This is a genomic window from Moritella sp. F3 (assembly GCF_015082335.1).
Lineage (GTDB): Bacteria > Pseudomonadota > Gammaproteobacteria > Enterobacterales > Moritellaceae > Moritella.
On sequence record NZ_BLRL01000007.1, the window covers coordinates 106774 to 131234 of the forward strand.

At 41.2% G+C, this 24461-nt stretch carries 24 protein-coding genes and 1 tRNA gene; 6 read left to right on the forward strand and 19 right to left on the reverse strand.

Features of this window, described 5'->3' with window-relative positions; translation table 11 throughout:
• Window positions 1–74 precede the first annotated feature (74 nt).
• A complete protein-coding gene (locus JFU56_RS13535) occupies window positions 75–488 on the reverse strand; it encodes a protein YgfX (protein ID WP_242065957.1) in 414 nt (137 codons plus the stop codon).
• The gene (locus JFU56_RS13540) at window positions 466–717 is read right to left on the reverse strand and encodes a succinate dehydrogenase assembly factor 2 (RefSeq protein ID WP_198437826.1); all 252 of its coding nucleotides are present in this window, start codon (window positions 715–717) and stop codon (window positions 466–468) included. The genes JFU56_RS13535 and JFU56_RS13540 overlap by 23 nt, the downstream gene beginning before the upstream one ends.
• 119 nt (window positions 718–836) lie before the next feature.
• On the opposite strand from JFU56_RS13540, the gene ygfZ reads away from it, so the two are divergent.
• The 4 genes from ygfZ (at window position 837) to JFU56_RS13560 (ending at window position 3509) form a co-directional block, all read left to right on the forward strand.
• Entirely contained in the window at window positions 837–1823 is a 987-nt protein-coding gene (ygfZ, locus tag JFU56_RS13545) for a tRNA-modifying protein YgfZ (RefSeq protein ID WP_198437827.1), read from the forward strand.
• Between the two features lie 132 nt (window positions 1824–1955).
• Window positions 1956–2444 carry a MarR family winged helix-turn-helix transcriptional regulator gene (locus tag JFU56_RS13550; protein ID WP_198437828.1) on the forward strand — a complete coding sequence of 163 codons (489 nt, stop codon included), beginning with the start codon at window positions 1956–1958 and terminating at the stop codon, window positions 2442–2444.
• 475 nt (window positions 2445–2919) lie between these two features.
• Entirely contained in the window at window positions 2920–3117 is a 198-nt protein-coding gene (locus JFU56_RS13555; RefSeq protein ID WP_198437829.1) for a hypothetical protein, read from the forward strand.
• Window positions 3114–3509 (forward strand): carboxymuconolactone decarboxylase family protein, encoded by a 396-nt coding sequence (locus tag JFU56_RS13560; protein WP_198437830.1) that lies wholly within the window; start codon window positions 3114–3116, stop codon window positions 3507–3509. The genes JFU56_RS13555 and JFU56_RS13560 overlap by 4 nt, the downstream gene beginning before the upstream one ends.
• Before the next feature lie 306 nt (window positions 3510–3815).
• Here JFU56_RS13560 and lysS read toward each other — a convergent pair whose 3' ends face one another.
• From lysS to xerD, 6 genes are all read right to left on the reverse strand, one after another.
• A complete protein-coding gene (gene lysS, locus JFU56_RS13565; RefSeq protein WP_198437831.1) occupies window positions 3816–5324 on the reverse strand; it encodes a lysine--tRNA ligase in 1509 nt (502 codons plus the stop codon).
• A 16-nt stretch (window positions 5325–5340) separates the two neighbouring features.
• Window positions 5341–6439 (reverse strand): peptide chain release factor 2 gene (prfB, locus tag JFU56_RS13570; RefSeq protein WP_198437832.1). Its coding sequence is split into 2 segments (ribosomal slippage): window positions 5341–6363 and window positions 6365–6439, totalling 1098 coding nucleotides; the frame shifts between segments, so codons are not numbered across the junction.
• Window positions 6440–6750: 311 nt separating this feature from the next.
• Window positions 6751–7164 (reverse strand): CBS domain-containing protein, encoded by a 414-nt coding sequence (locus tag JFU56_RS13575; protein ID WP_198437833.1) that lies wholly within the window; start codon window positions 7162–7164, stop codon window positions 6751–6753.
• Between the two features lie 136 nt (window positions 7165–7300).
• Complete coding sequence (gene recJ / locus JFU56_RS13580; protein WP_198437834.1) at window positions 7301–9034, reverse strand: single-stranded-DNA-specific exonuclease RecJ; 1734 nt, start codon at window positions 9032–9034, stop codon at window positions 7301–7303.
• Window positions 9031–9852 (reverse strand): bifunctional protein-disulfide isomerase/oxidoreductase DsbC, encoded by an 822-nt coding sequence (dsbC, locus tag JFU56_RS13585; protein WP_198437835.1) that lies wholly within the window; start codon window positions 9850–9852, stop codon window positions 9031–9033. The genes recJ and dsbC overlap by 4 nt, the downstream gene beginning before the upstream one ends.
• A gap of 110 nt (window positions 9853–9962) precedes the next feature.
• Window positions 9963–10853 carry a site-specific tyrosine recombinase XerD gene (xerD, locus tag JFU56_RS13590; protein WP_198437836.1) on the reverse strand — a complete coding sequence of 297 codons (891 nt, stop codon included), beginning with the start codon at window positions 10851–10853 and terminating at the stop codon, window positions 9963–9965.
• 240 nt (window positions 10854–11093) lie between these two features.
• Between xerD and fldB the strand changes: the two genes are divergently transcribed.
• On the forward strand, window positions 11094–11612 hold the full coding sequence (gene fldB / locus JFU56_RS13595) for a flavodoxin FldB (RefSeq protein ID WP_198437837.1): 519 nt from the start codon (window positions 11094–11096) through the stop codon (window positions 11610–11612).
• A gap of 151 nt (window positions 11613–11763) precedes the next feature.
• Here fldB and hflC read toward each other — a convergent pair whose 3' ends face one another.
• From hflC to tsaE, 8 genes are all read right to left on the reverse strand, one after another.
• Entirely contained in the window at window positions 11764–12639 is an 876-nt protein-coding gene (gene hflC / locus JFU56_RS13600; protein ID WP_198437838.1) for a protease modulator HflC, read from the reverse strand.
• 3 nt (window positions 12640–12642) lie between these two features.
• Window positions 12643–13806 carry an FtsH protease activity modulator HflK gene (gene hflK, locus JFU56_RS13605; protein ID WP_198437839.1) on the reverse strand — a complete coding sequence of 388 codons (1164 nt, stop codon included), beginning with the start codon at window positions 13804–13806 and terminating at the stop codon, window positions 12643–12645.
• 49 nt (window positions 13807–13855) lie between these two features.
• A complete protein-coding gene (gene hflX, locus JFU56_RS13610; protein ID WP_198437920.1) occupies window positions 13856–15145 on the reverse strand; it encodes a ribosome rescue GTPase HflX in 1290 nt (429 codons plus the stop codon).
• 59 nt (window positions 15146–15204) lie between these two features.
• Window positions 15205–15447, reverse strand: coding sequence for an RNA chaperone Hfq (gene hfq, locus JFU56_RS13615; RefSeq protein WP_019442380.1), 243 nt, complete (start codon window positions 15445–15447; stop codon window positions 15205–15207).
• Window positions 15448–15531: 84 nt separating this feature from the next.
• The gene (gene miaA, locus JFU56_RS13620; RefSeq protein ID WP_242065963.1) at window positions 15532–16422 is read right to left on the reverse strand and encodes a tRNA (adenosine(37)-N6)-dimethylallyltransferase MiaA; all 891 of its coding nucleotides are present in this window, start codon (window positions 16420–16422) and stop codon (window positions 15532–15534) included.
• A gap of 47 nt (window positions 16423–16469) precedes the next feature.
• Window positions 16470–18530: a DNA mismatch repair endonuclease MutL gene (gene mutL / locus JFU56_RS13625; protein ID WP_198437841.1), complete on the reverse strand. Its 2061-nt coding sequence runs from the start codon at window positions 18528–18530 to the stop codon at window positions 16470–16472.
• A 7-nt stretch (window positions 18531–18537) separates the two neighbouring features.
• Window positions 18538–19878 carry an N-acetylmuramoyl-L-alanine amidase gene (locus JFU56_RS13630; protein WP_305798247.1) on the reverse strand — a complete coding sequence of 447 codons (1341 nt, stop codon included), beginning with the start codon at window positions 19876–19878 and terminating at the stop codon, window positions 18538–18540.
• A gap of 22 nt (window positions 19879–19900) precedes the next feature.
• Window positions 19901–20377, reverse strand: a complete 477-nt coding sequence (gene tsaE / locus JFU56_RS13635) for a tRNA (adenosine(37)-N6)-threonylcarbamoyltransferase complex ATPase subunit type 1 TsaE (protein ID WP_198437843.1) — start codon at window positions 20375–20377, stop codon at window positions 19901–19903.
• A 207-nt stretch (window positions 20378–20584) separates the two neighbouring features.
• Here tsaE and queG point away from each other — a divergent pair, with 207 nt between their 5' ends.
• Window positions 20585–21727: a tRNA epoxyqueuosine(34) reductase QueG gene (gene queG / locus JFU56_RS13640; RefSeq protein WP_198437844.1), complete on the forward strand. Its 1143-nt coding sequence runs from the start codon at window positions 20585–20587 to the stop codon at window positions 21725–21727.
• A gap of 119 nt (window positions 21728–21846) precedes the next feature.
• Here the strand turns inward: queG and JFU56_RS13645 are convergent, their stop codons facing one another.
• The 3 genes from JFU56_RS13645 to JFU56_RS13655 all read right to left on the reverse strand — a co-directional run bounded on the left by JFU56_RS13645 (window position 21847) and on the right by JFU56_RS13655 (window position 24460).
• Window positions 21847–23187 (reverse strand): sodium:proton antiporter, encoded by a 1341-nt coding sequence (locus JFU56_RS13645; RefSeq protein WP_198437845.1) that lies wholly within the window; start codon window positions 23185–23187, stop codon window positions 21847–21849.
• A 414-nt stretch (window positions 23188–23601) separates the two neighbouring features.
• A complete protein-coding gene (locus JFU56_RS13650) occupies window positions 23602–24093 on the reverse strand; it encodes a DUF4442 domain-containing protein (protein ID WP_198437846.1) in 492 nt (163 codons plus the stop codon).
• A 291-nt stretch (window positions 24094–24384) separates the two neighbouring features.
• Window positions 24385–24460: transfer RNA gene (locus JFU56_RS13655), tRNA-Gly, on the reverse strand.
• Window position 24461 lies beyond the last annotated feature (1 nt).

Sequence of the window (24461 nt, forward strand, 5' to 3'; positions counted from 1 at the left end):
AGGTTAATTCAAAAACCAAACGATGGTGTCGATATAAATATAGCGTTAATTCATTAGCACTAATATCGTTAACGTCAGTTTAATATTTTAATGGTGCGGATTAAACGCCGGTAATCATAATCGTGAATAGCATCACGCATGATATACAACGACTGAGGCTGCATGTTGCCTTGTTTCACACTACGATAGCTTAAATGAATAAACAGATCAGCGCTCCGCGAACCTTGATGAATAGCAAATAATTCACCATCAACATCAAACTGAATATAACCGCTAGTGAAATAGGTAAACGAGGGACGACGTAGCCAATGCTGCCTGCACTGATAGCTGCATAAGGCAATAATGACTACGCTATAAACTAATTGCAATGAGATAAGAGTAAGCCAGTTTAATAACAAACCGAGTACCACACTATGTATCACAATACACAGCAACAACCAGTATTTAGACGGGCGTAACGTGACGCTACACTTTAACTCTTGAGACAATTTTATTCATCATATAAGCTAACTCTGGATCAGCACATTTTTCATGCCCCATCGCCCAAGCAAATAATTCTGGGTCTTCGCCTGCTAACAAGCGTTGGAAAATTAATTTATCTTCATCTGATAAATCATCATAAGCTTCATCCACAAACGGACGAAATAATACATCGAGTTCCAGCATGCCGCGACGACAAGCCCAACGCAAACGAGCCTTTGAATCTAACTTAGTCATTTTTTTCCCTTATCCTGCTATCCATATAATTATTCTACCATAAAAATAAACAAGATCTTCTAAAGACAAATGCGTGAGTTCACTCTACCATAGAGAAAACCAGCCAGAGAGAGCAAACAATGACGCAATTTAATAAACTGACCCTAGCATCAACAGATGCATTACCTAATGTGATCGTAAGCGAGTTATCACAGTGGGGATTAATGACTGCAACAGGTGAGCAGCGTTTAAGTTATTTACAAGGTCAATTGACTTGTGACCTGGTAGGTTTAGAAGATCAACAAACAACTTGGGGTGGCCACTGTGATCCTAAAGGTAAACTGTGGTCGACATTCCAAGTGGCGAAAAAAGGCAATTCATTTTATTTCATCATGCGTAAAGACGCATTGGCAATCACCCAGCCTGAACTAAAGAAATACGCGGTATTCTCAAAAGTAGAACTTACCGATGCTTCCGCATTTTGTACTCTTTATGGCGCAGCCGGTGCACATGCTGAACAATGGTTAAATAAGACATTTTCGCTCACCCTCGGTGAAGATGCAGTTACCCATTTACCGAATGGTTTTATCATGCGCCTTATCGGTGATACACCTCGTTTCTTAGTATTATTACAAAAAAGCGATGCATCATTACAACAAATTAGCCAACACTTAGCAGAAGCAGCAACCGATGATGGTTCATTCTGGGATGCGCTTGATATCTTAGCAGCTGCACCGATTGTGAGCGCTGAAATGAGTAACGCACAGATCCCACAAGCATTTAACCTACAAGCTTATGATGGTATCAGTTTTAAGAAAGGTTGTTACACAGGACAAGAAACAGTTGCTCGCGCGAAATATCGTGGTACGAATAAGCGTGCAATGGCTATCTTAACTGGCGCGACTGCGACTGGCGTGAACAGTGGTGATAGCATTGAATTACAACTGGGTGAGAACTGGCGTAGCAGCGGTAAAGTAAACCTAAGCTACCGCTATAGTGACGGCGTACAAATCATTTCGAGTGTGATGCCAAATAACCTTGAAGCAGATAGCGTGTTTAAAATTACCGATAACGAATCAACATTAGCCTTCATGCCATTGCCTTACTCGCTGATTGAAGTTGATTAACGGCATCACAATTACGTCATGATTAGTTATCGGCTTATCACCTTAATAAGCCGATAACCTAAGCTCCTCCGTCACCACCGAGATACATTCAATGCTCTCAATTGTAAGACGTTAATATATTAGGACATTATTATGAATAACAAGGTCGAATTAATAAGCCCAAAGTATCTCACACTCTGCAAAGAAGCTAAAAAGAGAGACGTAGATAGTGAAGGCATTGCTTTACTGGGCCAATTTTTAACGCTTAGTAATGGAGTAACAAATACTTGCGCTAACAACCTTAATCAGTTTGAGTTACTTGAAGGTCGGTTTGTTTCAATGCTGATGATTAATGATAAAGAATCTGCAGCGCCTCACGAGATATCAAGCTTAACGGGTTTAACCAGAGCATCAATCACTTCAACAATAGATTCGCTTGAAAAACGTGGTTTTGCAGTACGAGAAGCGTCAAAAACAGATCGACGTTCACTGACGGTAAAATTAACCGCCGAAGGAAAAACCACTTTAGATCAGGCAGTTGCATCTCAACTGGATTGGTTAGCAAGCTTAACCAGCTCATTAGATGAAGATGAAAAAGCCGCATTCAAATCAATTCTAACCAAGATAAACAATAGCCTGTAAGTCATCACCTATAAGTCATCTAACATCCTATCGTGTAAAGAGTGAAACAGTATGACTAAAAGTAAACTGTTTCATTATGTGTTCAACACTTTGATTTTAAAGGTAATAACACGTTACCAGGCTAACAACTTTCAGATTAACGCATTCCCCCCCCCCTTTATTGGTACAAAAAACCAAATAACTTCCTATTTTAAACATATTTATTTGTTATTCATATTATCACTCTATAACGCTGGACTTTACAATTCACGATATGCAATAGTCATATAGTACGATAGCGTACTATATGACCAGGTACATTTAAGCGATGAATTAGATCTCAAATGGATATTAGGGGAATATAATGAACAACACAGAAACCAACGCCTCGTTTGAAACATCGAACTTGAAAATGTGGCTATAAATCATCATATTAGCAATCGCGGCATTTACGATTGTTACCGCAGAACTCGCCCCGATTGGCCTGTTAACACCAATGGCTGAAGGACTACAAAAATCAGAATCAATGATTGGCCTCACCGTTACATTTTATGCATGGATAGGGGCAAACTTTGATTTCACTGTATTAATGAGTTTTTCAGGTACCGCTATCGTCATCTCACTCTTTATGATTTCAATTATTCCAAGCAATATCAATGAAGTCCCTTCACAACTAGTTGGAGATAACCTATGAGTTCACACACAACCGATATATCAGAGTACGGTAAAGAGATCATGAATACCCTACAACCAGGACTGGCAGATCAAGTCATCGCAAAGCTCGCTGAATTAGATGACGATCTTCCTAAACTCATTGTTAACTATGCATTTGCAGATGTCGTCGGCAGACCGGGGTTAGATATAAAAACACGAGAAATGCTCACCGTCGCGTCTTTAATCACCTTGGGGAACGCGCAACCACAGCTTGAACTACATATGAGGGCGTCGTTGAATGTCGGCGTGACAGAAAAAGAGTTACTTGAAATCGTAATACAGATGGCCATTTATGCCGGCGTGCCAGCCTGTATGAATGCGATAACGGCTTATCGTAATGCCGTGACAACATTTAATAAATCAAATCAGTAACAAAGGACAACCTATGCCAATTATCAACGTAACGACGTGGAAAAGTGACGATAAGGAAATGAAAAAAGTTACTGCAGGAACTCACCAAAACAACACATAAAGTGACTGGTGCACCGCTTGATAAAATAACAGTCTATATTCAAGAAATAGAAAGAAGTGAATGGGCTGAAGCAGGAATAGCTGGGGATGATGCGAGCTTTCCTGTAAAGAGCCGCCGCAAAACATACGCTTAGTAAAAAGCCCTGTGAGATTGCTCTCACAGGGCTTTATATTCATTAATTAGTGCATCATTATGGATGCAACTAATTAGCTATTTGCTTGCGGACGCATCGCAGGGAATAAGATAACGTCACGAATAGTATGCGTATTTGTAAATAACATCGCTAAACGGTCGATACCAATACCTTGACCAGCAGTCGGTGGTAAACCATGCTCTAGTGCAGTGATGTAATCTGCATCGTAGTACATAGCTTCATCATCGCCAGCGTCTTTTGCGTTAACTTGCGCTTTAAAGCGTTCGTCTTGGTCTTGTGCATCGTTAAGCTCAGAGAAACCATTTGCAACTTCACGGCCGCCGATGAAGAACTCGAAACGGTCAGTGAAGAACGGGTTGTCATCGCTACGACGTGCTAACGGTGAGATATCTGCTGGGTAGCCAGTGATGAAGGTTGGTTGAATCAGTTGTGGTTCAGCTGTTTCACCAAAGATCTCTTCTAGTAATTGACCACAAGTCCAGAATTTCTCAACATTCATGTGTAGTGATTTCGCAATAGAAACCATTAACTCACGATCTTGAACGCCTTCGTTAGTCAGTGCTTGAATGACTTCGTGCTCAGGGTTGTACTGTTTGATTGCATCTAGCATGCTAATACGTGTGTATTTGCCACCAAATTCAACAGTCTCATCACCGTAAGGCATAGATGTAGCGCCAAGTACTTCAACTGCTACCGTGCTTAGCATTTCTTCAGTGAAATCCATAAGATCATTATAATCAGCGTAAGCTTGGTAGAATTCCATCATTGTAAATTCAGGATTGTGACGAGGAGATAGACCTTCGTTACGGAAGTTACGGTTGATTTCAAATACACGATCAAAACCGCCAACAACTAAACGCTTAAGGTATAGCTCTGGTGCTACACGTAGGTACATTTCTTGATCAAGCGCGTTATGGTGCGTGATGAATGGACGTGCAGTTGCACCACCAGGGATCACGTGCATCATTGGCGTTTCAACTTCCATGTAATCTTTCGATACCATGAAGTTACGGATAGCTGTTACTAACTTAGAACGGACGATGAATGCATTACGCGATTCAGCATTTACGATAAGGTCAACATAACGCTGACGGTAACACATTTCTTGGTCAGTCAGACCGTGGAATTTTTCTGGTAACGGACGTAATGCTTTAGTCATTAGTACGTATTCAGTCATTTCAACGTAAAGATCGCCTTTACCTGATTTGTTTAGTGCGCCAGTAATACCAACGATATCACCGATATCTAGACCACCAAGATCCGCTTTCTGTGCTTTTTGCACGTCTTTAGATGCGTATGCTTGAATACGACCAGATGTATCCTGGATAGCAAGGAAAGGACCACGTTTAGCCATGATACGACCCGCGATGCTTACCACATGCTGCATTTCCACTAATTCTTCTTTTGACTTCTCGCCAAATGCTGCCTGTAAATCTGCTGACTTATCTTTTACACGAAAGTCGTTAGGGTGGCCATTTGCTTTACAGTTCTTGCGGATATGATCTAATTTCGCGCGACGTTCTGCAATCAGTTTGTTTTCATCTTGTAACTGTTCAGTCATTTTTTAACCCTATTTTTTACAGGCCTGATTTCAGGCTGGCTTCAATAAATTTGTCTAAATCACCGTCTAAAACGGCTTGTGTGTTGCGTGTTTCAACACCTGTACGTAAATCTTTTACGCGTGAGTCATCCAGTACGTATGAACGGATCTGGCTGCCCCAACCAATATCTGATTTAGCATCTTCCGCGATTTGTTTTTCAGCGTTTTGTTTTTGCATTTCATGCTCAAACAATTTCGCTCGCATTTGCTTCATCGCTGCATCTTTATTCTTATGCTGAGAGCGATCGTTCTGGCATTGTACAACAAGATTGGTCGGTAAGTGAGTAATACGTACCGCTGATTCTGTTGTATTTACGTGCTGACCACCCGCGCCTGACGCACGGTATACATCGATACGTAAGTCCGATGGATTTAAGTCAATTTCGATACTGTCATCAATTTCTGGATAAACAAATACCGATGCAAATGAGGTATGGCGACGGCCACTTGAATCGAATGGTGATTTACGCACTAAACGGTGAACGCCCGTCTCTGTACGTAACCAACCGAAAGCATACTCTCCACCCAAACGGATAGTCGCGCCTTTAATTCCGGCTACATCGCCAGCTGATACTTCGATCAATTCAACTTTAAATTTGTGTGCCTCACCCCATCGTAAGAACATACGTAATAACATGTTTGCCCAATCTTGTGCTTCGGTACCGCCCGAGCCAGATTGGATATCAAGATAACAGTCATTAGCATCTTGCTTGCCTGAAAACATACGACGAAACTCAAGCTTAGCAAGCTGTGCTTCTAAACCGATAATTTCATGTTCTGCTTCTGCAAATGTTTCTTCATCTTCAGCTTCAACTGCCAGTTCAACTAAGCCTTCAACGTCATCACAACCCGTACCGAGATCATCAATCGTTTTGACGACCAATTCTAATGATGCGCGTTCTTTACCTAATTCTTGTGCTCTTTTAGGGTCACTCCATACTTCCGATGACTCTAATTCCGCAGATACCTCTTCTAGACGCTCTTTACTAGCATCATAGTCAAAGATACCCCCGAAGCAGCTCAGCACGTTCGCCTAGCTCCTTTAATTTATTCATTACTGGATTTACTTCAAACATGATTTTGCTCTATTTTGGTTGTATTCAGCATGGTGCTAAATATAGTGTACCTAGCATTATGCGCTGAATATCGAATTCAACACGCAACTAAGTATATTGCTCTAACTATGGGATTTTACACAACAGCAAATTTTACCGAATTCACTAGCGGATAAACAGGGTAAGATTAAGAAAATAGCAAATTAATCGATAATATGAGCAAAAAAATGCAGATAAACAAAAAATGAGCTAAAAGTCGGTTAAAACGCAGAAATAAAATAACAAAAAACCATGCTAGGGCAGCATGGTTTTAAAATAGCCGAGGTGAAAATCTAGCTCAATTGGTTACACTGATTATTATTTTCAGCCAACACTTTCAGGATATCTCTGCGGCTAATAATACCCACCAACTGACTCGCTTCAACAACCGGATAAACACTGAAGTTATCCTTGCTCATGCGGATCGCGATATCAACAATACTATCTTGTGGAGAAACACTCACGACATTCTTGCTCATCACATCATTAACAATCGCAGGTTTGTCGCAGTGGTAACTACCGCTAATCAATGCTTGCATGCAATCGGATTCCGATACAAAGCCAATCACTTCATTCGTAGGGTTAACAACTGGTATCGCGTTAATCTGATGTTTAGCAAACAGTTCAACTACAGCCACCAGTGACGTGCCACATGGAATACTTGGGGCATTAATTTTCATTTCATTCATTACGCGTTGCATAGTCATGGTCTATATCCTTATCTTAAAGCAGGATTGCTGTAGAAGAGGTATTAACTATAACGGCAAACACTGCATAGCTAAAGACGATTAAAACTAAACATTTGATCGCCTTTAGCTATCAATATACGGTCAACTTAAAATTCTACGAACGTAATGGCTGTAAATGCTCAACCATAAACTGCAGACTACGCTTACCACGAAACTCATTTACATCAAGTTTGTAGGCTAACTCGATCTTCTGCACAGAGGCATCAGGCCATACTTCCAAGTCAACGTTAAAGGCAATCGCATCAACCAATGGGCCACCATTTTCAGGCTCAAGCATCATTTTTAAATGCTTCTTACCAACAAGACGTTGCTCACGTAATCTAAAAATACCATCAAAGATCGGTTCAGGGAACATCTGCCCCCATGGTGCCGCCTCTTTAATTAGCTCTGCCGTTGGCAGTGACAGTTCCTCACTCGGTAGTTCACCATCACTTAATACCACGCCAGTTAACTGCTCTTCAGTGAGCAACTCTTGCACTAAGGTATTAAACTGCTTCGAAAACTCATCATAACAATCAAGACGTAATGATAAACCAGCCGCCATGGCATGACCGCCGAACTTCAAGATCATTCCCGGATTACGGGTATCAAGTAGCTCCAAAGCATCACGTAAATGCAGACCTGGAATCGAGCGTGCTGAACCTTTGATTTCACCTTCACCCGCATCTGCAAAAGCAATAACAGGGCGATGAAAGCGTTCTTTGATACGTGACGCGACCAAACCAACGACACCTTGGTGCCAATCATCTTGGAATAAACAAATACCGTAGGGTACCTCTCCAGCATCAAAATCAACACTCTTGAGAATAGCTAAGGCTTCTTGCTGCATCGAGCCTTCAATTTCTTTACGCTCTTCATTGAGGCTATCAAGCTCACCAGCAAAACGACGCGCATTATTTAAGTCTTCACACAATAATGTCGCCACGCCTACTGACATGTCATCTAGACGCCCTGCGGCATTTAATCTTGGCCCTAACGCAAAACCTAAATCGCTGGCACAAAGTTGAGCTTGATTACGATTGGCAATTTCGATTAATGCTTTAATACCCGGACGACATTTGTCGGCGCGAATACGTTGCAAACCTTGATGCACTAAAATACGGTTATTTGCATCGAGCGGCACCACATCAGCAACCGTACCCAAAGCAACTATGTCTAACAGACAAGCTAAGTTCGGCTCAACGAAACCCTGTTTAGCAAACCAATTCTGTTCACGCAGCGCGCCACGTAAAGCCAGCATCAAGTAAAAAGCAACACCAACACCGGCCAGGTTTTTACTTGGAAAAGTACAGCCATGCTGATTCGGATTTACAATCGCATCTGCAGCCGGCGTTTCATTACCCGGTAGATGGTGATCGGTCACGAGCACTTTAATGCCTAAGGCTTTTGCCGCGGCAACCCCAGCAATACTGGAAATACCGTTATCCACAGTCATGATCACCTGCGCGCCATTGGCAGCAGCAAGATCAACAATTTCAGGGCTTAAGCCATAACCAAATTCAAAACGGTTCGGCACTAAAAAATCAACATTACGATAACCCAGCATTTTAAACGCTAGTATCGACAATGCCGTACTCGTCGCACCATCGGCATCAAAATCACCAACAACAATAATACGTTGATTTTGTTCTAGCGCCGTAACTAATAATTCACACGCCGCAGTCATGCCTTTAAGCTGATTAGGGCGTAATAAGTTTTTAGCCCCTTTATCTAGTTCTTGATCAGAGGTAACACCGCGACTTGCATAAATCTGACGTAGCAATGCGGGTACCGCTGTCGATATACCGTCGCAATCTAGATTATCACGACGCTTAATTTGTTTATTCAAGATTTATCCATCTGTTCTAAAATATTAACAAGCTGTGCTGCTGGCACATAACCCGGTTGCATCTGGCCATTATCAAACACAATTGCAGGTGTCCCTGTAACGCCTAAACGACGGCCTAGCTCATATTGTTTTGCGACCGTATTCGTACACATTTCAGGTACAACTTTACCACCACGCTTCGCATTGTCCATCGCTTGAACTTTATCTTCAGCACACCAAATTGATGCCATGTCTTGATACGTAGGAGAGTTCAAACCGCCACGTGGGAAAGCTAAATATTTAACACTCACGCCCAATTGATTAAGCTCTGCAACTTCATTATGTAACTTACGGCAATAACCACAGTTAATATCGGTAAATACGGTGATGCTGTATTTTTCATTTTCAGCAGGGTAATTAATCGTCTCACTCGCAAGCACTTGTATTGCTTGTTGACGAACTTTACCCATAGCCTGCTCGGTTAGATCGATAACACCAGCATCACTTACTTGATAAAGTGAGCCTTGAATAAGATTAGACGCATCTGCATTAACGTAAAAGATACCTTGATCAGTAACCACTTCAAATAAACCAGGGATCGCACTATCGCTCACGCTTGATACTTTAAAGTTAAGTTTTGCTGCAAGTAAACGTGAAATATCTTGGTGCTTAGGCGATAAGTCTGCACCTGCGGTTTTAGCCACAACAGTCTGCACTGCGACATCTTGTGCTACTGATGCTTGTTTTGGTGAAGTCTGTTCCGGCGCACTGTTTATTCCAAATACAAAGCTGCCTACAAAGCCTGCCGCAATTGCTGTAATTAATACTTTCTTTAACATCTGATTTGTCTCCGCTGTTATCCTTAATGGATATCTATAGTGATAAATTAACAGAATTAATTATTTATCACTAGCCTTAAATCCTGACCAATAGCTCATCATCAGCACAGTTACGCGCGTGGGTGATGCTCACTATGCAGCTGCTCTAATCGCGCCGTCGCAACATACGTATAAATTTGCGTGGTCGATAAATCACTATGACCTAATAACATCTGTACAACACGTAAGTCCGCGCCATAATTCAACAAATGCGTGGCAAAAGCATGGCGTAACGTATGTGGTGATAAATGCGTGGTGATCCCCGCAACTTGTGAATAGTGCTTAAGACGATGCCAAAAGGTCTGCCGAGTCATAAAATTACCACGTCGTGATGGAAATACCACATCAGACGTTAGCCCTTTCAGTAAGGTCGCACGCCCTTCATCAATAAAGCGCTCTGTCCAATACACAGCCTCTTCACCCATAGGCACTAAACGTTCCTTCCCACCCTTACCTGTTACACGTACAAGGCCTTGGCGTAAGCTCATCGACTCCATGCTCAAACCAACTAGCTCTGATACCCGTAAACCCGTTGCATAGAGTAATTCCATCATGGCTTTATCGCGTAATTGAATCGGATCATCAAGTTCAGGCGCGGACAGTAATGCATCCACTTCCGCTTCCGATAAGTTACCCGGTAAGCGCTGCGGAAGTTTAGGACTGATAAGCAGCGCGGTTGGATCATCATCACGTAACTGTTCACGATAAAAGTATTGATAAAGGCGACGAATTGCACTTAATTGACGCGCCGTGCTACTGGCTTTGTAACCTAAATCAAAGCGGCTAGCCATAAAAGCTTGGATCTCAAGGCGATCGACCGTTAATAACTGCTGCTTATGTTGCACTAGCCAGTGATGATATTGGTTTAAGTCATTACGGTAAGACATCAGGGTGTTATCTGATAATCCGCGTTCATGCCACATAACATCTAAAAACTGTTCTATTATTTCAATCTTTTCCAAGCGAGTGCCCTATGCTGCGTTACGGTTGCCATTACGGTTGCAGTGCTTATTACTGTTACGATGAAATAGCAATAAACACCGTCATTTCATCAGTATAACAACACTGTATAAATAAACATGGATTATAGTACAATTATCTCATGTTACTATATAAAAATAATGCGCGGACAATGTGCAACAAACGCTCAAATCACGGTTAGCACATAACATAACTAGCAACTCAGCCTTTGGATGTAGAAAATGAAAATCGGTTTATATTACGGCTCCACTACTTTTTATACCACCATGGCTGCGGAAAAGATCCAAGCTGAAATCGGGACAGAGCTTGTCGACTTACATGACATAAAAGACCATGGCTTTACCGATATCGAAAATTATGACGTGGTTCTATTTGGTATTTCGACTTGGGATTACGGTGAACTGCAAGAAGACTGGGGTGACCTGTGGTCTGATATCGCAGGCATCGAACTCGCAGGTAAAACCGTCGCGCTATTTGGTCTTGGCGATCAAGTTAATTACAGCGAATGGTACCTCGATGCGATGGGTATGCTATTTGACGAACTGCAAGGTAAAGGAATTCACTTTATCGGCCAATGGCCAAACCAAGGCTATGAATTCGTCGCGTCAAAAGCATTAACGGAAGATGAGAGCCAATTTTTTGGTCTTGCGCTAGATGAAGATAGCCAATACGACCAAACGGATGAACGTATTGCAACCTGGTCATTGCAAGTACTCGAAGAAATTGCAGCGCTGTATTGATAACGCTGAAAAGCTCATCACGACTCATAACAACAAATATAAGTATCTGCAGGCATAACGTCTAATAATTACAACAGATAGAATAGAAAGTAAAAAAGGCCCTACAATCTAAGATTGTAGGGCCTTTTTATTATCCATTAACAAGTAATGTTTATTTTAAAGAAACGCCTTTCATGTAATCGAAGAAATCGCTCTCAGGAGAGATTACTAATACATCAGATTTGTTACTAAAACTCTTAGTGTAAGCTTGTAAGCTACGTAAGAAGTTATAAAATTCAACATCTTTGTTATATGAATCAGCGTATATTTTCGCAGCTCGAGCATCACCTTCACCACGTAATTGACGTGCTTGACGGTTAGCATCAGCTAGCATTACTGTTACTTTAGCGTCAACAGATGCTTTAATGATCTCAGCTTGCTCATAACCTTGCGAACGGTGCTCTTTCGCTACAGCATGACGCTCTGCACTCATACGTTGGAAGATACTGTTACTTACTTCCTCAGGTAGATTGATTTGCTTGATGCGCACATCTTCAACCAAAATACCTAGCTCAGATGAACGAGCCATACGTTTTAATGCATCTTCCATCACTTCGCCACGTTCACCAGAAACGATATCTTTAATGGTGCGGTTACCAATCTCATTACGTAGACCATTGGTAATTTTACGTGATAATAAAGACTCTGCTTGTAAGAAATTACCGCCATTGGTTGCAAGGTAAAACTTCTCAAAGTCTTCAATACGCCATTTTACATAAGAATCGATAATTAAATCTTTCTTTTCTGACGTAACGAAACGGTCAGCAAGACCATCAAGTGTTTGTAAGCGTGAGCTTAACACTCGAATTGAATCGATAAATGGTACTTTAAAGTTCAGACCAGGAAGGTAAACCTTCGCTTCATCACCTGTTTTAAGTACTTTACCAAAACGAACAACTAGCGCACGTTGACCTTCGTTCACCACAAAGAAAGACGAAAAACCAAGTAATAGCACAAGTACTAAAATAACTGCTTTTAATTGATTCATAGCTTAGTTTCTCCCTGTGTTATAACGATCAGGACGAACATTAGAACTATTCGTATCTGGATACTGATAACGGTTATTAGATTTCGCTGGTTGTTGCGGTGTTGATACTGAGTTTTCCGAACGTGCCGGCTTAGTATCAGTAGCATTAGCGCTCATGATCTTATCTAATGGTAGGTAAAGCATGTTGCCAGTACCTTCAGTATCAACCACAACTTTCGTTGTATTTGAGTAAACCTGTTCCATTGTTTCTAGATATAAACGTTGACGCGTTACTTCAGGTGCAAGATTGTACTGTGGCAATAGACTTTCGAAACGAGCCACTTCACCTTGTGCTTTTAGCGAAACTTGCTGTTGATAAGCTTCAGCTTCTTGCTCAATACGTTTCACTTGACCACGTGCTGTCGGCTCAATTTCACGTGCATATGCTTCAGCTTCACGAATATAACGTTGTTCATCTTCTTGTGCCGCAATCGCATCATCGAATGCATCTTTCACTGCTTCCGGTGGACGTGCAGACAAGAAGTTGACGTCAACAAGTTGAATACCCATGTCGTAAGCATCGATAATCGTTTCAATATTTTCACGAGTGCTTTGACGAACAACTTCACGACCTGTCGTGATCACATCATCCATTGTCGTATGACCGACAACAAAACGTAATGCACTGTCGATTGCTTGATGTAAGCTATCATCCGGATTTGTCACACTAAATAGATAATCACGTGGGTTGATAACCAGATATTGAATATCCATTTTAACATCAACAACGTTTTCATCTTTAGTTAACATAGAACCAGATGCAGGCATAGAGCGGATGCTCTTCACGTCAACCGGGATCACACGATCAATAAACGTCGGTAACCAAGATAAACCTGGATCAACTGTTTGAGAATACTGACCTAAACGTAATACTACGCCACGTTCAGCTTCTTTGATTGTATAGAAACCACTAACAACCCAGATAACTGCAAGTACACCGAGTACCAGAGAAACGCCAACTTTATTAAAGTTAGCACCACCTGAAAACTTGCCGCCTTTACCGCCACCGAACTTGCTGGTTAGCTTTTTAAATACTTCGTCAAGATCAGGGGGTCCCTGCTCTTTACCTTTTTGTCCCCAAGGGTCGCGATCTTTATTACCGCCATTTCCGGGCTCATTCCAAGCCATTTGCATCTCCATTACCAGATAGTTTCGGGAAAATATTAATGATATCAGCCTACTGCTGAAGGATAAAATCTTCAATGTTATTACATTTATGTTTTTTCAAACGCTGCCAGTCAATCATAGTCATTCTAATGTCGAGTAGCCAGTCACCATTTTCAGAAAATGCTTCATGCTCAATGCAATCGAGATTATAGAGGTGACTTACAATATTACCTTGCATTGCAGGTAACTGCAGTTTGACCACTTTCATGGTACTTGCTAGCAATTCTGTTAATGCTTGGTATAAAAAGACCGTGCCTTCGCCCGACATTGCAGACAACCAGACACTAACAGGCTTACCTTCATCATCATAATCAATACGACAACGACCATCATCAAGCTTATCGACTTTGTTGTACACCATTAAAGCAGGTACTTCACCGGCTTCAATTTCCGTGAGCACTGAATCTACTTCCATAATATTACCGCGCATATTTTCATCTGCACAATCAATTACATGTAAAAGTAGATCTGCCTCTCTCGTTTCCGTCAACGTGGCTTTAAAAGCCGCGACTAAATCATGCGGTAAATGACGAATAAAGCCCACCGTATCCGCTAAAACAACTTCACCAACATCGGCAACCGTAATACGGCGTAGTGTTGGATCAAGTGTCGCAAACAATTGATCGGCAGCATATACGTCAGAGTCGGTTAGGCGATTAAATAACGTTGATTTACCCGCATTAGTATAACCCACTAACGAAATTGTCGGTATTTCACGACGCTTACGTGAACGACGACCTTGGTCACGTTTCGTCACAACTTTGTCTAAACGACGTAAAATAGTGTCTATACGGACACGTAATAAACGACGATCCGTTTCCAGCTGAGTTTCACCTGGACCACGCATACCGATACCGCCTTTTTGGCGTTCTAAATGCGTCCAACCACGAATTAATCGGGTCGACATGTGGCGCAGTTGTGCTAACTCAACCTGTAACTTACCTTCGTGAGTACGTGCTCGTTGTGAAAATATATCTAAAATCAAGCCAGTACGATCAACAACACGACATTCAATGAGCGCTTCTAAATTACGCTCTTGACGTGGTGCTAAGGCATGGTTAAAAATAACAATATCTGCTTGATAAAGCTTTACAGCTTCAGCAATTTCTTCAGCCTTACCTGAACCAACAAAATATTTCGGGTGTGGTCTTGTACGAGAACCTGTGACCACAGATAATGCATCAACACCCGCAGAGGAAACCAGCATTTCTAATTCATGCAGATCTTCTCGGTTACCTTCATCATTAAAGTTAACGTGCACTAATATTGCACGTTCACCTGCTTCATGGCGATCAAACAACTTCACGACTCCCTATGAGTATATGACTCACAAGTTTTATTGTATTAAATTTCAATTAATTATTTATCACTTTCGCTTTCAGCTTGAATTCCATGTTGTAACGGACGAGCCGGAACAACCGTTGAAATAGCATGCTTATAAACCATTTGGCTAACCGTATTTTTGAGTAAGATAACGAATTGGTCAAATGACTCAATTTGGCCTTGTAACTTAATGCCATTAACTAAATAAATTGCAACAGGAATACGTTCGCGACGCAATGCATTCAAAAACGGGTCCTGTAATGATTGTCCCTTAGCCATCAATAGTTTCCTTTTAAAAATTAGATTTTTATTATAATGAAAAACATAACCAATAATTATCAGTATACAACTTAAAAATAGACTCTAGCCAACTGATAATAAAACTTTTTCTAAATTGTCATCTGCTTTGGAGTCTAACCACGTTAGATCGTTCCAACTTTTTAACCACGTCATCTGACGCTTTGCTAATTGTCTTGTTGCCACAACGCCACGGAACACCATTTCATCATGATCCATTTTGCCATCGAGGTATTCCCACATTTGGCGATAACCAACACAACGCATTGACGGTAAATCAAGGTGTAAATCATCACGTTGATATAAAGCTTGTACTTCAGCTTCAAACCCAGCGTCTACCATCAACTTAAAACGGCGTTCAATACGCTCATGTAACACTGCTTTATCGGTTGGTGCAATCGCAAACTGGGTCACATCGTATGGTAACGATTCACCTTTTTGCTGAGTAAGCTCGGTTAACGACTTACCCGTTAAACGATACACTTCAATGGCACGGCAAACACGTTGCGCATCATTGTGGTGTAATCTTGCTGCCGATTCAGGGTCATACAAAGCTAATTCTTGATGTAATGATTCCCAACCACGCAGTTTTGCTTCCGCTTCAATCGCCTGTCTCACTTCTGGTACAGAAGTTGGCACTGGCGATAAACCTTCAAGCAGTACTTTAAAATAAAGCATAGTGCCACCAACAAGTAGCGGTATTTTTCCTGCATCTGTGATCGCTTGCATATGTTTTAATGCATCTTCACGAAAATCAGCCGCGGAATAACTCATTGCCGGATCAATAATATCAATTAAACGATGCGGTGCTTGCGCCAACTCTGCCGCTGTTGGTTTTGCACTACCGATATCCATGTCTTTATAAATTAACGCCGAATCGACGCTAATAATTTCACATGGCAATGCTTTCGTTAACTCAATAGCAAGATCTGTTTTACCTGACGCCGTCGGCCCCATTAAAAAAATAGCTTTTGGTAATGACTTAGTTTGCTGTTGAGTCACAGTTAAATCTCTCTATTACAGACATTAAATTTCTCTATTACAGACATATAGTCAAGTTTCTCAAATAGTGTAGAACGATATTGCTGTTGTACACAGCTATCTTGCTCGATAAATTGGCTATATATTTGAGTCGCTTGTTCCCAAGTAAATTTGGTCAATCCGTGACTACCTTGTATTGCAAGCCAATGACACAAGGGCGCAACATCAGAGGCGGTAGCTTGTTCGGGTAGATGGACTATCTGTTGCAATAACTCTGGCAACACAGCAGATAAATTCGCTTGGCGTAATTGCGCTGGCACCTTTCTAACGATAATGGTGGCGGAATTACTATAATTCAACTCTAAACCAAGGCGATTAAGCAAAATTTGCTGATTTTTTGCCGTTTCAACAAAGTTTTTATCTAATTTAATCGATATAGGCAATAACAGCGGCTGTGATATAACCCCTTGTTCCCACGTAGCTAGCAGCTGGATTTTGCAGTTTACTTGCCACATAGCACGAATATCGACGAGCAATAGAGCATCATCATCTTGCACTAATAAGTAATTATCGCCAAGTAAGCTGAGTAATTTAACCCCTGCAATAGATTCGCCAAATGACGGTTTGTTAGTACGCGTTTGACGTCCTTGATTGGTGTTTGCTACGGCACTATGTCGAGAAGCTTGCTGTAACTCAGCCACTTCAGCCTTAGTCGGTTGTAACAAATGATTATATTGCTTAATGGCGCCAGCTGAAGGCCCATCAGGGATATAGCGCGGTGCTGTGTAACCCGATGACTTGGTATTACTGCTGGCAGCTACGGTGCCTGCATCCGTGACACCGTAGCTATGCTGTTTTTGCATCGGTGTATGTCCGGAAGCTATCGACCTGTCATCGGTATTAACACCGACACTATCGCCAGTATTATCGTCCACACGATCAGCCACATTGACACGACCGGCAATCCCCATGTGAGCGGAATCTTCCACCACATGAGTGCTCACATGGTTGTTACTAGATTGTTCGACTTGCCCAGGGTAACTTATTGTTTCTTGACCAGGTAAATTGGCTGCAGGCATAGACGGACTAATACCTTCAGAGATAGCTTTAAACACACCTTGGAAAATAAAGTCATGAACCAGCCTCGCTTGATGAAAACGCACTTCATGCTTAGCAGGGTGCACATTAACATCGACCTCACGTACTGACACTTCGATAAATAACACATAAGCCGGTGGCGCTGCGATACCAGTCGCCTCTTCATAAGCTTGACGTAAGGCATGATTAATCAGCTTATCACGCATCATACGGCCATTGACGTAGCTGTATTGCACATCCATCGGCGCGTTATCATGCGGTAAGCCAACCCAGCCCCATAATTTAATGTCGTCGTGCTCACAATTTAACGCCATGCAGTTAGCCATGAAGTTGTTACTGGTAATACTGGCGACACGGCGCTCTTGCTGATCCACAGTGCTCGCAGGGCGATAGCTGCGGATCACTTTACCGTTATGCTTGAGTGTTATCTGTAAATCAAAACGGCTTAACGCGATTCGCTTAACTAATTCATCAATATGATTAAATTCAGTTTTATCGGTACGCAAAAATTTACGACGGGCGGGCGTATTAAAGAATAAATCAATCACTTCAACGGTCGTACCAATCGGATGTGCAGCAGGTTTAATTTGTACCTGCATATCACGGCCTTCAGCATACGCTTGCCATGCTTCGGTTTGCGTTTTAGTACGCGACGTAAATGTTAATCGAGAAACAGAACTGATACTCGCTAATGCTTCACCACGAAAACCGAGGCTATCAATCGCTTCAAGGTCATCCAAGGTAGCCAGTTTACTGGTTGCATGGCGGCTTAATGCCAGACCAAGTTGGTCTTTGTCGACGCCAGAACCATTATCACGGATACGGATCAGCTTAGCGCCGCCCTTATCAATATCAATGTCGATACGCGTTGCCCCCGCATCAATACTGTTTTCAATGAGTTCCTTCACTACTGATGAAGGGCGTTCTACCACCTCTCCAGCCGCAATTTGGTTCGCTAATCGAGGTGGTAAAATTTGAATCGTCATGACACACCTAACTCGTTGGTATTTTTAATTTCTGGCCAATATAAACGGTATTTTTAGTTAACCGGTTTAACTGTTTAATACGTGAGACGGTCGTGCCATAACTACTGGCAATAACAGAAAGTGATTCGCCTTTACTCACGATATGCGTGCTATTTCTCATATAAGCTAAATAGGTATCTTTCGGCGGTGAATTACGAAAGTGCTGGTAAGAACCTTGCGCAATCGCGTTAGCAATTTTACGCTGATGACTGCTGGTCGTCAGTTTTTTACCTTCTCGATAGTTCGTCACAAAGCCAGCTTCAACCAATAAAGAAGGGATATCGAGAGACTTTAATACCGCCAAGCTTTGCTCGTACGGCTTCGATTTATGCATACCCGTGACTTTCGATAATTCATGATGGATCAATGACGCCACGTTATAACCGGCACCTTGTGAATATTGCTGACCAAGATCCAGGAACATGTATTGTAAATCATCATCCGCATCACTATTTTTAATCGCCTCACCTACGCCACCAAGCAAACCATCTACATTGTCGTCTCGCAGCTTTTTCTTAAACTCATAATTAGCGCGGCCTTGTGACAAGATCAACGTTGATGCACCAGAAGGCTGTGATGAAGTAAAACCGTCAGCATGTACAGAAACTAATAACTCAGCTTTATACTTACGCGCAATCGCAGAGCGCTCATTAAGTGAAATATAGCGGTCATCTTTACGGATCAATACTGCTTTAATACCTTTTTTCTGGTTCAAAATAGCCACTGTCTTTTTAGCAATCGCTAAGTTAATATCTTTCTCAACAAACTTTTTAAACCCGATAGAGCCAGGATCTTTACCACCATGTCCGGCATCAATCGCAATGACCACATCTCTTCGTGGGTTTTTAACCACCGCTTTTTTGGCTGGTTTTTTGACGAAAATAGGATTACTTTGCTTCACGACAGGTTTGTTTTTCTGCGCAACAGATTTGTTCGGTTTAACCGGTAAATCAATCACGACTCGGTTTTTAGCTGTTTTACTGCCCGCTAATTCAAAAAAACGATAATGAATCGGTTTAGCCAAGTGGAAAATAATCCGTAAATCACTCGATTTAGCGGATTTAGCCTGTTCAACACGCGTAATATTACTGCTTAATTTGGCTAATTGACTGACATTGGCAAGGTTACGCGTACCAGCAAAATCCACTACAATTTGTGTTTTTTTATGGCGGTCATAGACATTAAATAACGGTTTTTTGGCCACATCAAAAACAATCCGTGTTTTATCGGCATGCTCAACAATCCGAATACCTGTAACCGAGTTGGCAGCATAACTTAATGGCATAAAGCACAGGTATACTATGCTCAATAATAAAATCCGTTTTAACATCTTATCCTACATTTATATTGGCAAGTTTATTAACCAGCGTAATACCTAACTCGCTCACGCCTTTAACAACAACTTCGCGTTGTTCTCCGACATAAGTAAGGGTAATTTGCACATCTTCAGCAGGTAAGAAACCTTCACCACGCTGCGGCCATTCAATTAAGCACAGACAATCATCGGCAAAGTAATCACGAATACCCATAAATTCTAACTCTTCCGGATCGGCTAAACGATATAAGTCAAAATGATAAACATTCCAATCCGCTAATTCATATGGTTCAACTAATGTATAAGTCGGGCTTTTTACATTCCCTTGATGACCGAGTGATTGTACAAAACCACGGGTTAATGTCGTTTTACCTGCACCTAAATCACCATGTAAAAAAATGGTCGTTGCACTATCGCATACACTCGCAAGGCTTGCACCAAAAGCAACGGTTTCAGATTCATCTGCTAGGAAAACTTTTACTGTATTTGTCATCTAATTTAACTACCTTAAACATTAAAATAAAACGCTATTTTGAGTTGTGTCCAGCACAAACTCATTCCCGAACCATAGAATATCCTCGACGACAGACATCAACGGATAAAATTACTCAGGTATGTCGATTCTACAAATTGTCGAGCCCAAAGAAAACCACAATATGATAAACTTTACCTCAATTTACTAATAGACAGATAATAAACCATGCCTCCGATAGACTATCAACAACTTACGCAGCAAATTAAAGCCTGGGGGGCAGAACTTGGTTTCCAACAAGTCGGGATCGCAGACACTGATTTATCAACTTACGAACCGCACTTTCAAACCTGGTTAGATAATGGTTATCATGCTGACATGGATTATATGTCACGTTACGGCACCATGCGAACACACCCAGAAGAGCTCTATCCAGGTACTATTCGCGTTATTTCAGTACGCATGGATTACCTGCCACCCGACGCATTAATGGCAACCACTTTAAAGCAAAAAGATAAAGGTTACATTAGCCGTTATGCGCTTGGTCGTGATTACCATAAAATTGTGCGTAAACGCTTGAAAAAACTAGGTGATAAAATCAGCGAACATTGTGAAAGCCTCGATGCTCGCCCTTTTGTGGATACCGGTCCTTTACTTGAACGCCCACTCGCCGAAAAAGCTGGATTAGGTTGGACAGGGAAACATTCATTAATTTTAAACAAGGAAGCAGGCTCATGGTTTTTCCTTGGTGAAATTTTAATAAACCTACCATTACCTGTTGATAAACCTATTGATAATCAATGTGGTAAATGTACAGCGTGCTTACAAATTTGTCCAACACAAGCCATTGTCGAACCTTATAGTGTCGATGCTAACCGCTGTATTTCTTACCTCACTATTGAGTTGTTTGGTGCGATACCAGAACAATATAGAAGTTTGATAGGTAATCGCATCTACGGTTGTGATGATTGCCAGTTGATCTGTCCGTGGAATCGTTTTGCCGCCATTACCGACGAGCTGGATTTCCATCCAAGATCAAACTTACACTCTCCCGACTTATTAGCGCTGTATGCATGGGATGAAACTTACTTCCTCAAACAAACGGAAGGTTCGCCGATCCGTCGTATTGGTCATGAACGTTGGTTACGAAACATTTCAGTCGCGCTGGGTAATGCCGCTTATTCTGCAGAAATAGTTGCGGCTTTAACAGCCAAACTTGCGGAGACAACTGAGATGGTACAAGAACATATCACTTGGGCACTGCAACAACAGCAAGCCAAAGTAGACAATATCATCCCTGTGTTACAGGTAGACAAAACCAAAGATAAACTCATTAGAATGGTCGAAAAAGCACTACCACGTGATGCGTGATGTATTTATAAGCTATTAATAGTAAAGTAAATTAGTCATAAAAAAGCGCGTATAGGATAGACCTACACGCGCTTTTTATATCATCGACGTTCTGTCACTTATAAGCACAAAACAAACGGTTATTTATCTGTTTTATCAACAACGTCATTACTTTGCGTTGATACACTTTCTGCTTTCTTGACGAGTTGCTCAGCTTCCCACGCTTTGGCTTTATGGATCAAGCCAGTGATCGTTGAGCCTTGTACCAAAATAGAAAACACCACAACTGAATAAGTCATCACCAAAATAATTTCTCGTACATCGATATTTTTATCTGGAATAACGTATACACCCGCCGGAATTGCCAATGCCATCGCCAGTGCTAAACCACCGCGTAATCCACCCCAAGTCAGGATAGTTACAGATAATGGGTTGTAACTGCGAAAACGGTTAAAGAATAAATAAGAAAATTTCACACTTAAATAACGTGCAACCAGTACCAATGGAATAGCAAACACCATTAAGATCCAATCTTCTTTATGGAAGCTAAACAGCAACATCGCCATACCAATCAGTAAGAATAGAATACCATTGAGAAATTCATCGACTAATTCCCAGAAGTGATCCAGATGATACTCACTTTCTGGCGAGAAGCCTTTTTGACGAGTCCAGTTACCAATCATGATACCCGCAACCACCATCGCTAATGGACCTGACACATGAATGATGTCAGCAAACACATAACCCGCCGTTGGAATAGCGATGGTCAATAACAGCTCCATCGAGTGATCGTTCGTCGAACTAATTAAATAGTGGAATATTAAGCCAAGCGCAAAACCATAAATGATGCCACCAATCGCTTCATGTAAGAATAGCTGAGTCACACTGCTGACCGTCGGCGTTTCAGTACCAAAAGCCACGGTAAACAGCGTCATAAAGATCACCAGACCAAAACCATCATTAAATAATGATTCACCCTCAATCTGCGTTGAAATACGCTGTGGCGCATCCAAGTTTTTCACAATAGCCAATACAGCGATCGGATCCGTAGGCGAAATTAGCGCACCGAATAATAAGCAGTAGATGAAGTCTAATGGAATACCAATAAGTTGACAGAATCCCCATAACACGCCACCAATAAAGGCCGTTGAGAATAAAGTAGCGACTAGCGCTAATACCGTTATTTCCCATTTCTGATCTTTCATGTTCCCGAGCTTAATGCCGAGTCCGCCAGCAAATAATAAGAAACCTAAGATGCCTTTTAATAAAAAGCTTTCGAAGTTGATATTATTTAATTGCTCAGCTGCGATTGCTTCTAAATGAAACCAGCCGCTTTGACCCGCAATCACAATACCTAAAGACAGTATTATTGATCCCGCAGTGATCGCAATAGTGGTTTGCATCTTGCCAATTTTGCTATTAATAAACGCAATAAAAATGGCTATTGCTGCGAGAAAACACAAGGTACTGTACACCGACATGCTACACCTCTGATTGAAGTAAATTTGATTAGATTAAACTGAAGATTATTTTTACGAGCTACACAATGTTCTTGTTAAGGTTAAAAATCAAGTTCTTTCAGCAATATGGCTAGCAACTAACAATGAATAGAGTATTTAACCCAAACCAAACTTAAAAAATACCTACTATTATATAGTTACGCTCAACAACAAAATACTTAGTTAAATAACTGTTATTTTATGGCCAACCACAATTTAATATAAGACAGATAAAACAGGCATACAGATATTTGCATACATAAAAGCTATGATAAGAATAATATGGATAGTAAATAAGTGCGGAGAGAGGGTTTTACCGAAACCACGAGTTGAAGCTCGCCTTACTGTATTAAGCAAGGCTTACATTACGCCGTTTCGGTATATTAAAATCGAGTATTAACGTTTTTTCGGTACCCAAGCCCAAATAAATTCAGCATTAATTGGTTGGTTACCTTCACTGTCAGTGATCACCACAGGCACAGATATATCCCCCTTTTCGGTATTACGAATATGATTAATCTGCTCATCCGTCAGTGTCGCTACAGCCGTCAAATCACCCGCAGCACGACGAACATAATCAATGTTCATATTTTTTAATAATGGAATACGGTTATCTGGTACGTGCATGCCAATCAAGAAACCTGTTGCAGATTCGCCTAATAATGCCATTGCAGCAGCATGTACACCACCAATATGGTTTTGTACTCGCTTACGGTTTTTCAAGCTAAGTTTAGAACCAGAAAAATCTAATTTTTCCACACGTACTTTTGATGTACCGGCAAACTTAATTACTTTACCAAATACCAAAGACAGTGCAGGAGCATGGCAGCCCTTTGGTAACAATGTTACTTTCTTCACTATTTTACTGAGTTTATTATCGGCTTTCATGTCAATCCCTGAGTTTATAATAGGTTCCAAAACAACTACTTAGCTTGTATCAATACAATAGCAAACCATAAATGATTAAGTACTATAACATTTAATAAATAAGTGCAATTGGTCTAAATGACATGGGATAAAAATTATTAGTAATAAATAGGTAGATTTGTAGATTTGTAGATTTGTAGATTTGTAGATTTGTAGATTTGTAGATTTGTAGATTTGTAGATTTGTAGATTTTAAAATAATGTAATGAGTAAATAAAGATAAATAGTAAGGGGATATTATAAGAAATGAAATTGGAGCGGTACAAGAGGCTCGAACTCTTGACCTCAACCTTGGCAAGGTTGCGCTCTACCAACTGAGCTAGTACCGCT

Coding starts and splice junctions, on each gene's coding strand:
- lysS (WP_198437831.1), bottom strand. CDS start 5,324: ATGACTGAACAGTTACAAGATGAAAACAAACTGATTGCAGAACGTCGC.
- dsbC (WP_198437835.1), bottom strand. CDS start 9,852: ATGTTAAAGAAAGTATTAATTACAGCAATTGCGGCAGGCTTTGTAGGC.
- JFU56_RS13555 (WP_198437829.1), top strand. CDS start 2,920: ATGGCTGAAGGACTACAAAAATCAGAATCAATGATTGGCCTCACCGTT.
- mutL (WP_198437841.1), bottom strand. CDS start 18,530: ATGACGATTCAAATTTTACCACCTCGATTAGCGAACCAAATTGCGGCT.
- JFU56_RS13550 (WP_198437828.1), top strand. CDS start 1,956: ATGAATAACAAGGTCGAATTAATAAGCCCAAAGTATCTCACACTCTGC.
- miaA (WP_242065963.1), bottom strand. CDS start 16,422: ATGGGGCCGACGGCGTCAGGTAAAACAGATCTTGCTATTGAGTTAACG.
- JFU56_RS13645 (WP_198437845.1), bottom strand. CDS start 23,187: ATGTCGGTGTACAGTACCTTGTGTTTTCTCGCAGCAATAGCCATTTTT.
- hflC (WP_198437838.1), bottom strand. CDS start 12,639: ATGAATCAATTAAAAGCAGTTATTTTAGTACTTGTGCTATTACTTGGT.
- JFU56_RS13575 (WP_198437833.1), bottom strand. CDS start 7,164: ATGACTATGCAACGCGTAATGAATGAAATGAAAATTAATGCCCCAAGT.
- ygfZ (WP_198437827.1), top strand. CDS start 837: ATGACGCAATTTAATAAACTGACCCTAGCATCAACAGATGCATTACCT.
- hflK (WP_198437839.1), bottom strand. CDS start 13,806: ATGGCTTGGAATGAGCCCGGAAATGGCGGTAATAAAGATCGCGACCCT.
- fldB (WP_198437837.1), top strand. CDS start 11,094: ATGAAAATCGGTTTATATTACGGCTCCACTACTTTTTATACCACCATG.
- JFU56_RS13650 (WP_198437846.1), bottom strand. CDS start 24,093: ATGAAAGCCGATAATAAACTCAGTAAAATAGTGAAGAAAGTAACATTG.
- JFU56_RS13560 (WP_198437830.1), top strand. CDS start 3,114: ATGAGTTCACACACAACCGATATATCAGAGTACGGTAAAGAGATCATG.
- tsaE (WP_198437843.1), bottom strand. CDS start 20,377: ATGACAAATACAGTAAAAGTTTTCCTAGCAGATGAATCTGAAACCGTT.
- JFU56_RS13540 (WP_198437826.1), bottom strand. CDS start 717: ATGACTAAGTTAGATTCAAAGGCTCGTTTGCGTTGGGCTTGTCGTCGC.
- hfq (WP_019442380.1), bottom strand. CDS start 15,447: ATGGCTAAGGGACAATCATTACAGGACCCGTTTTTGAATGCATTGCGT.
- queG (WP_198437844.1), top strand. CDS start 20,585: ATGCCTCCGATAGACTATCAACAACTTACGCAGCAAATTAAAGCCTGG.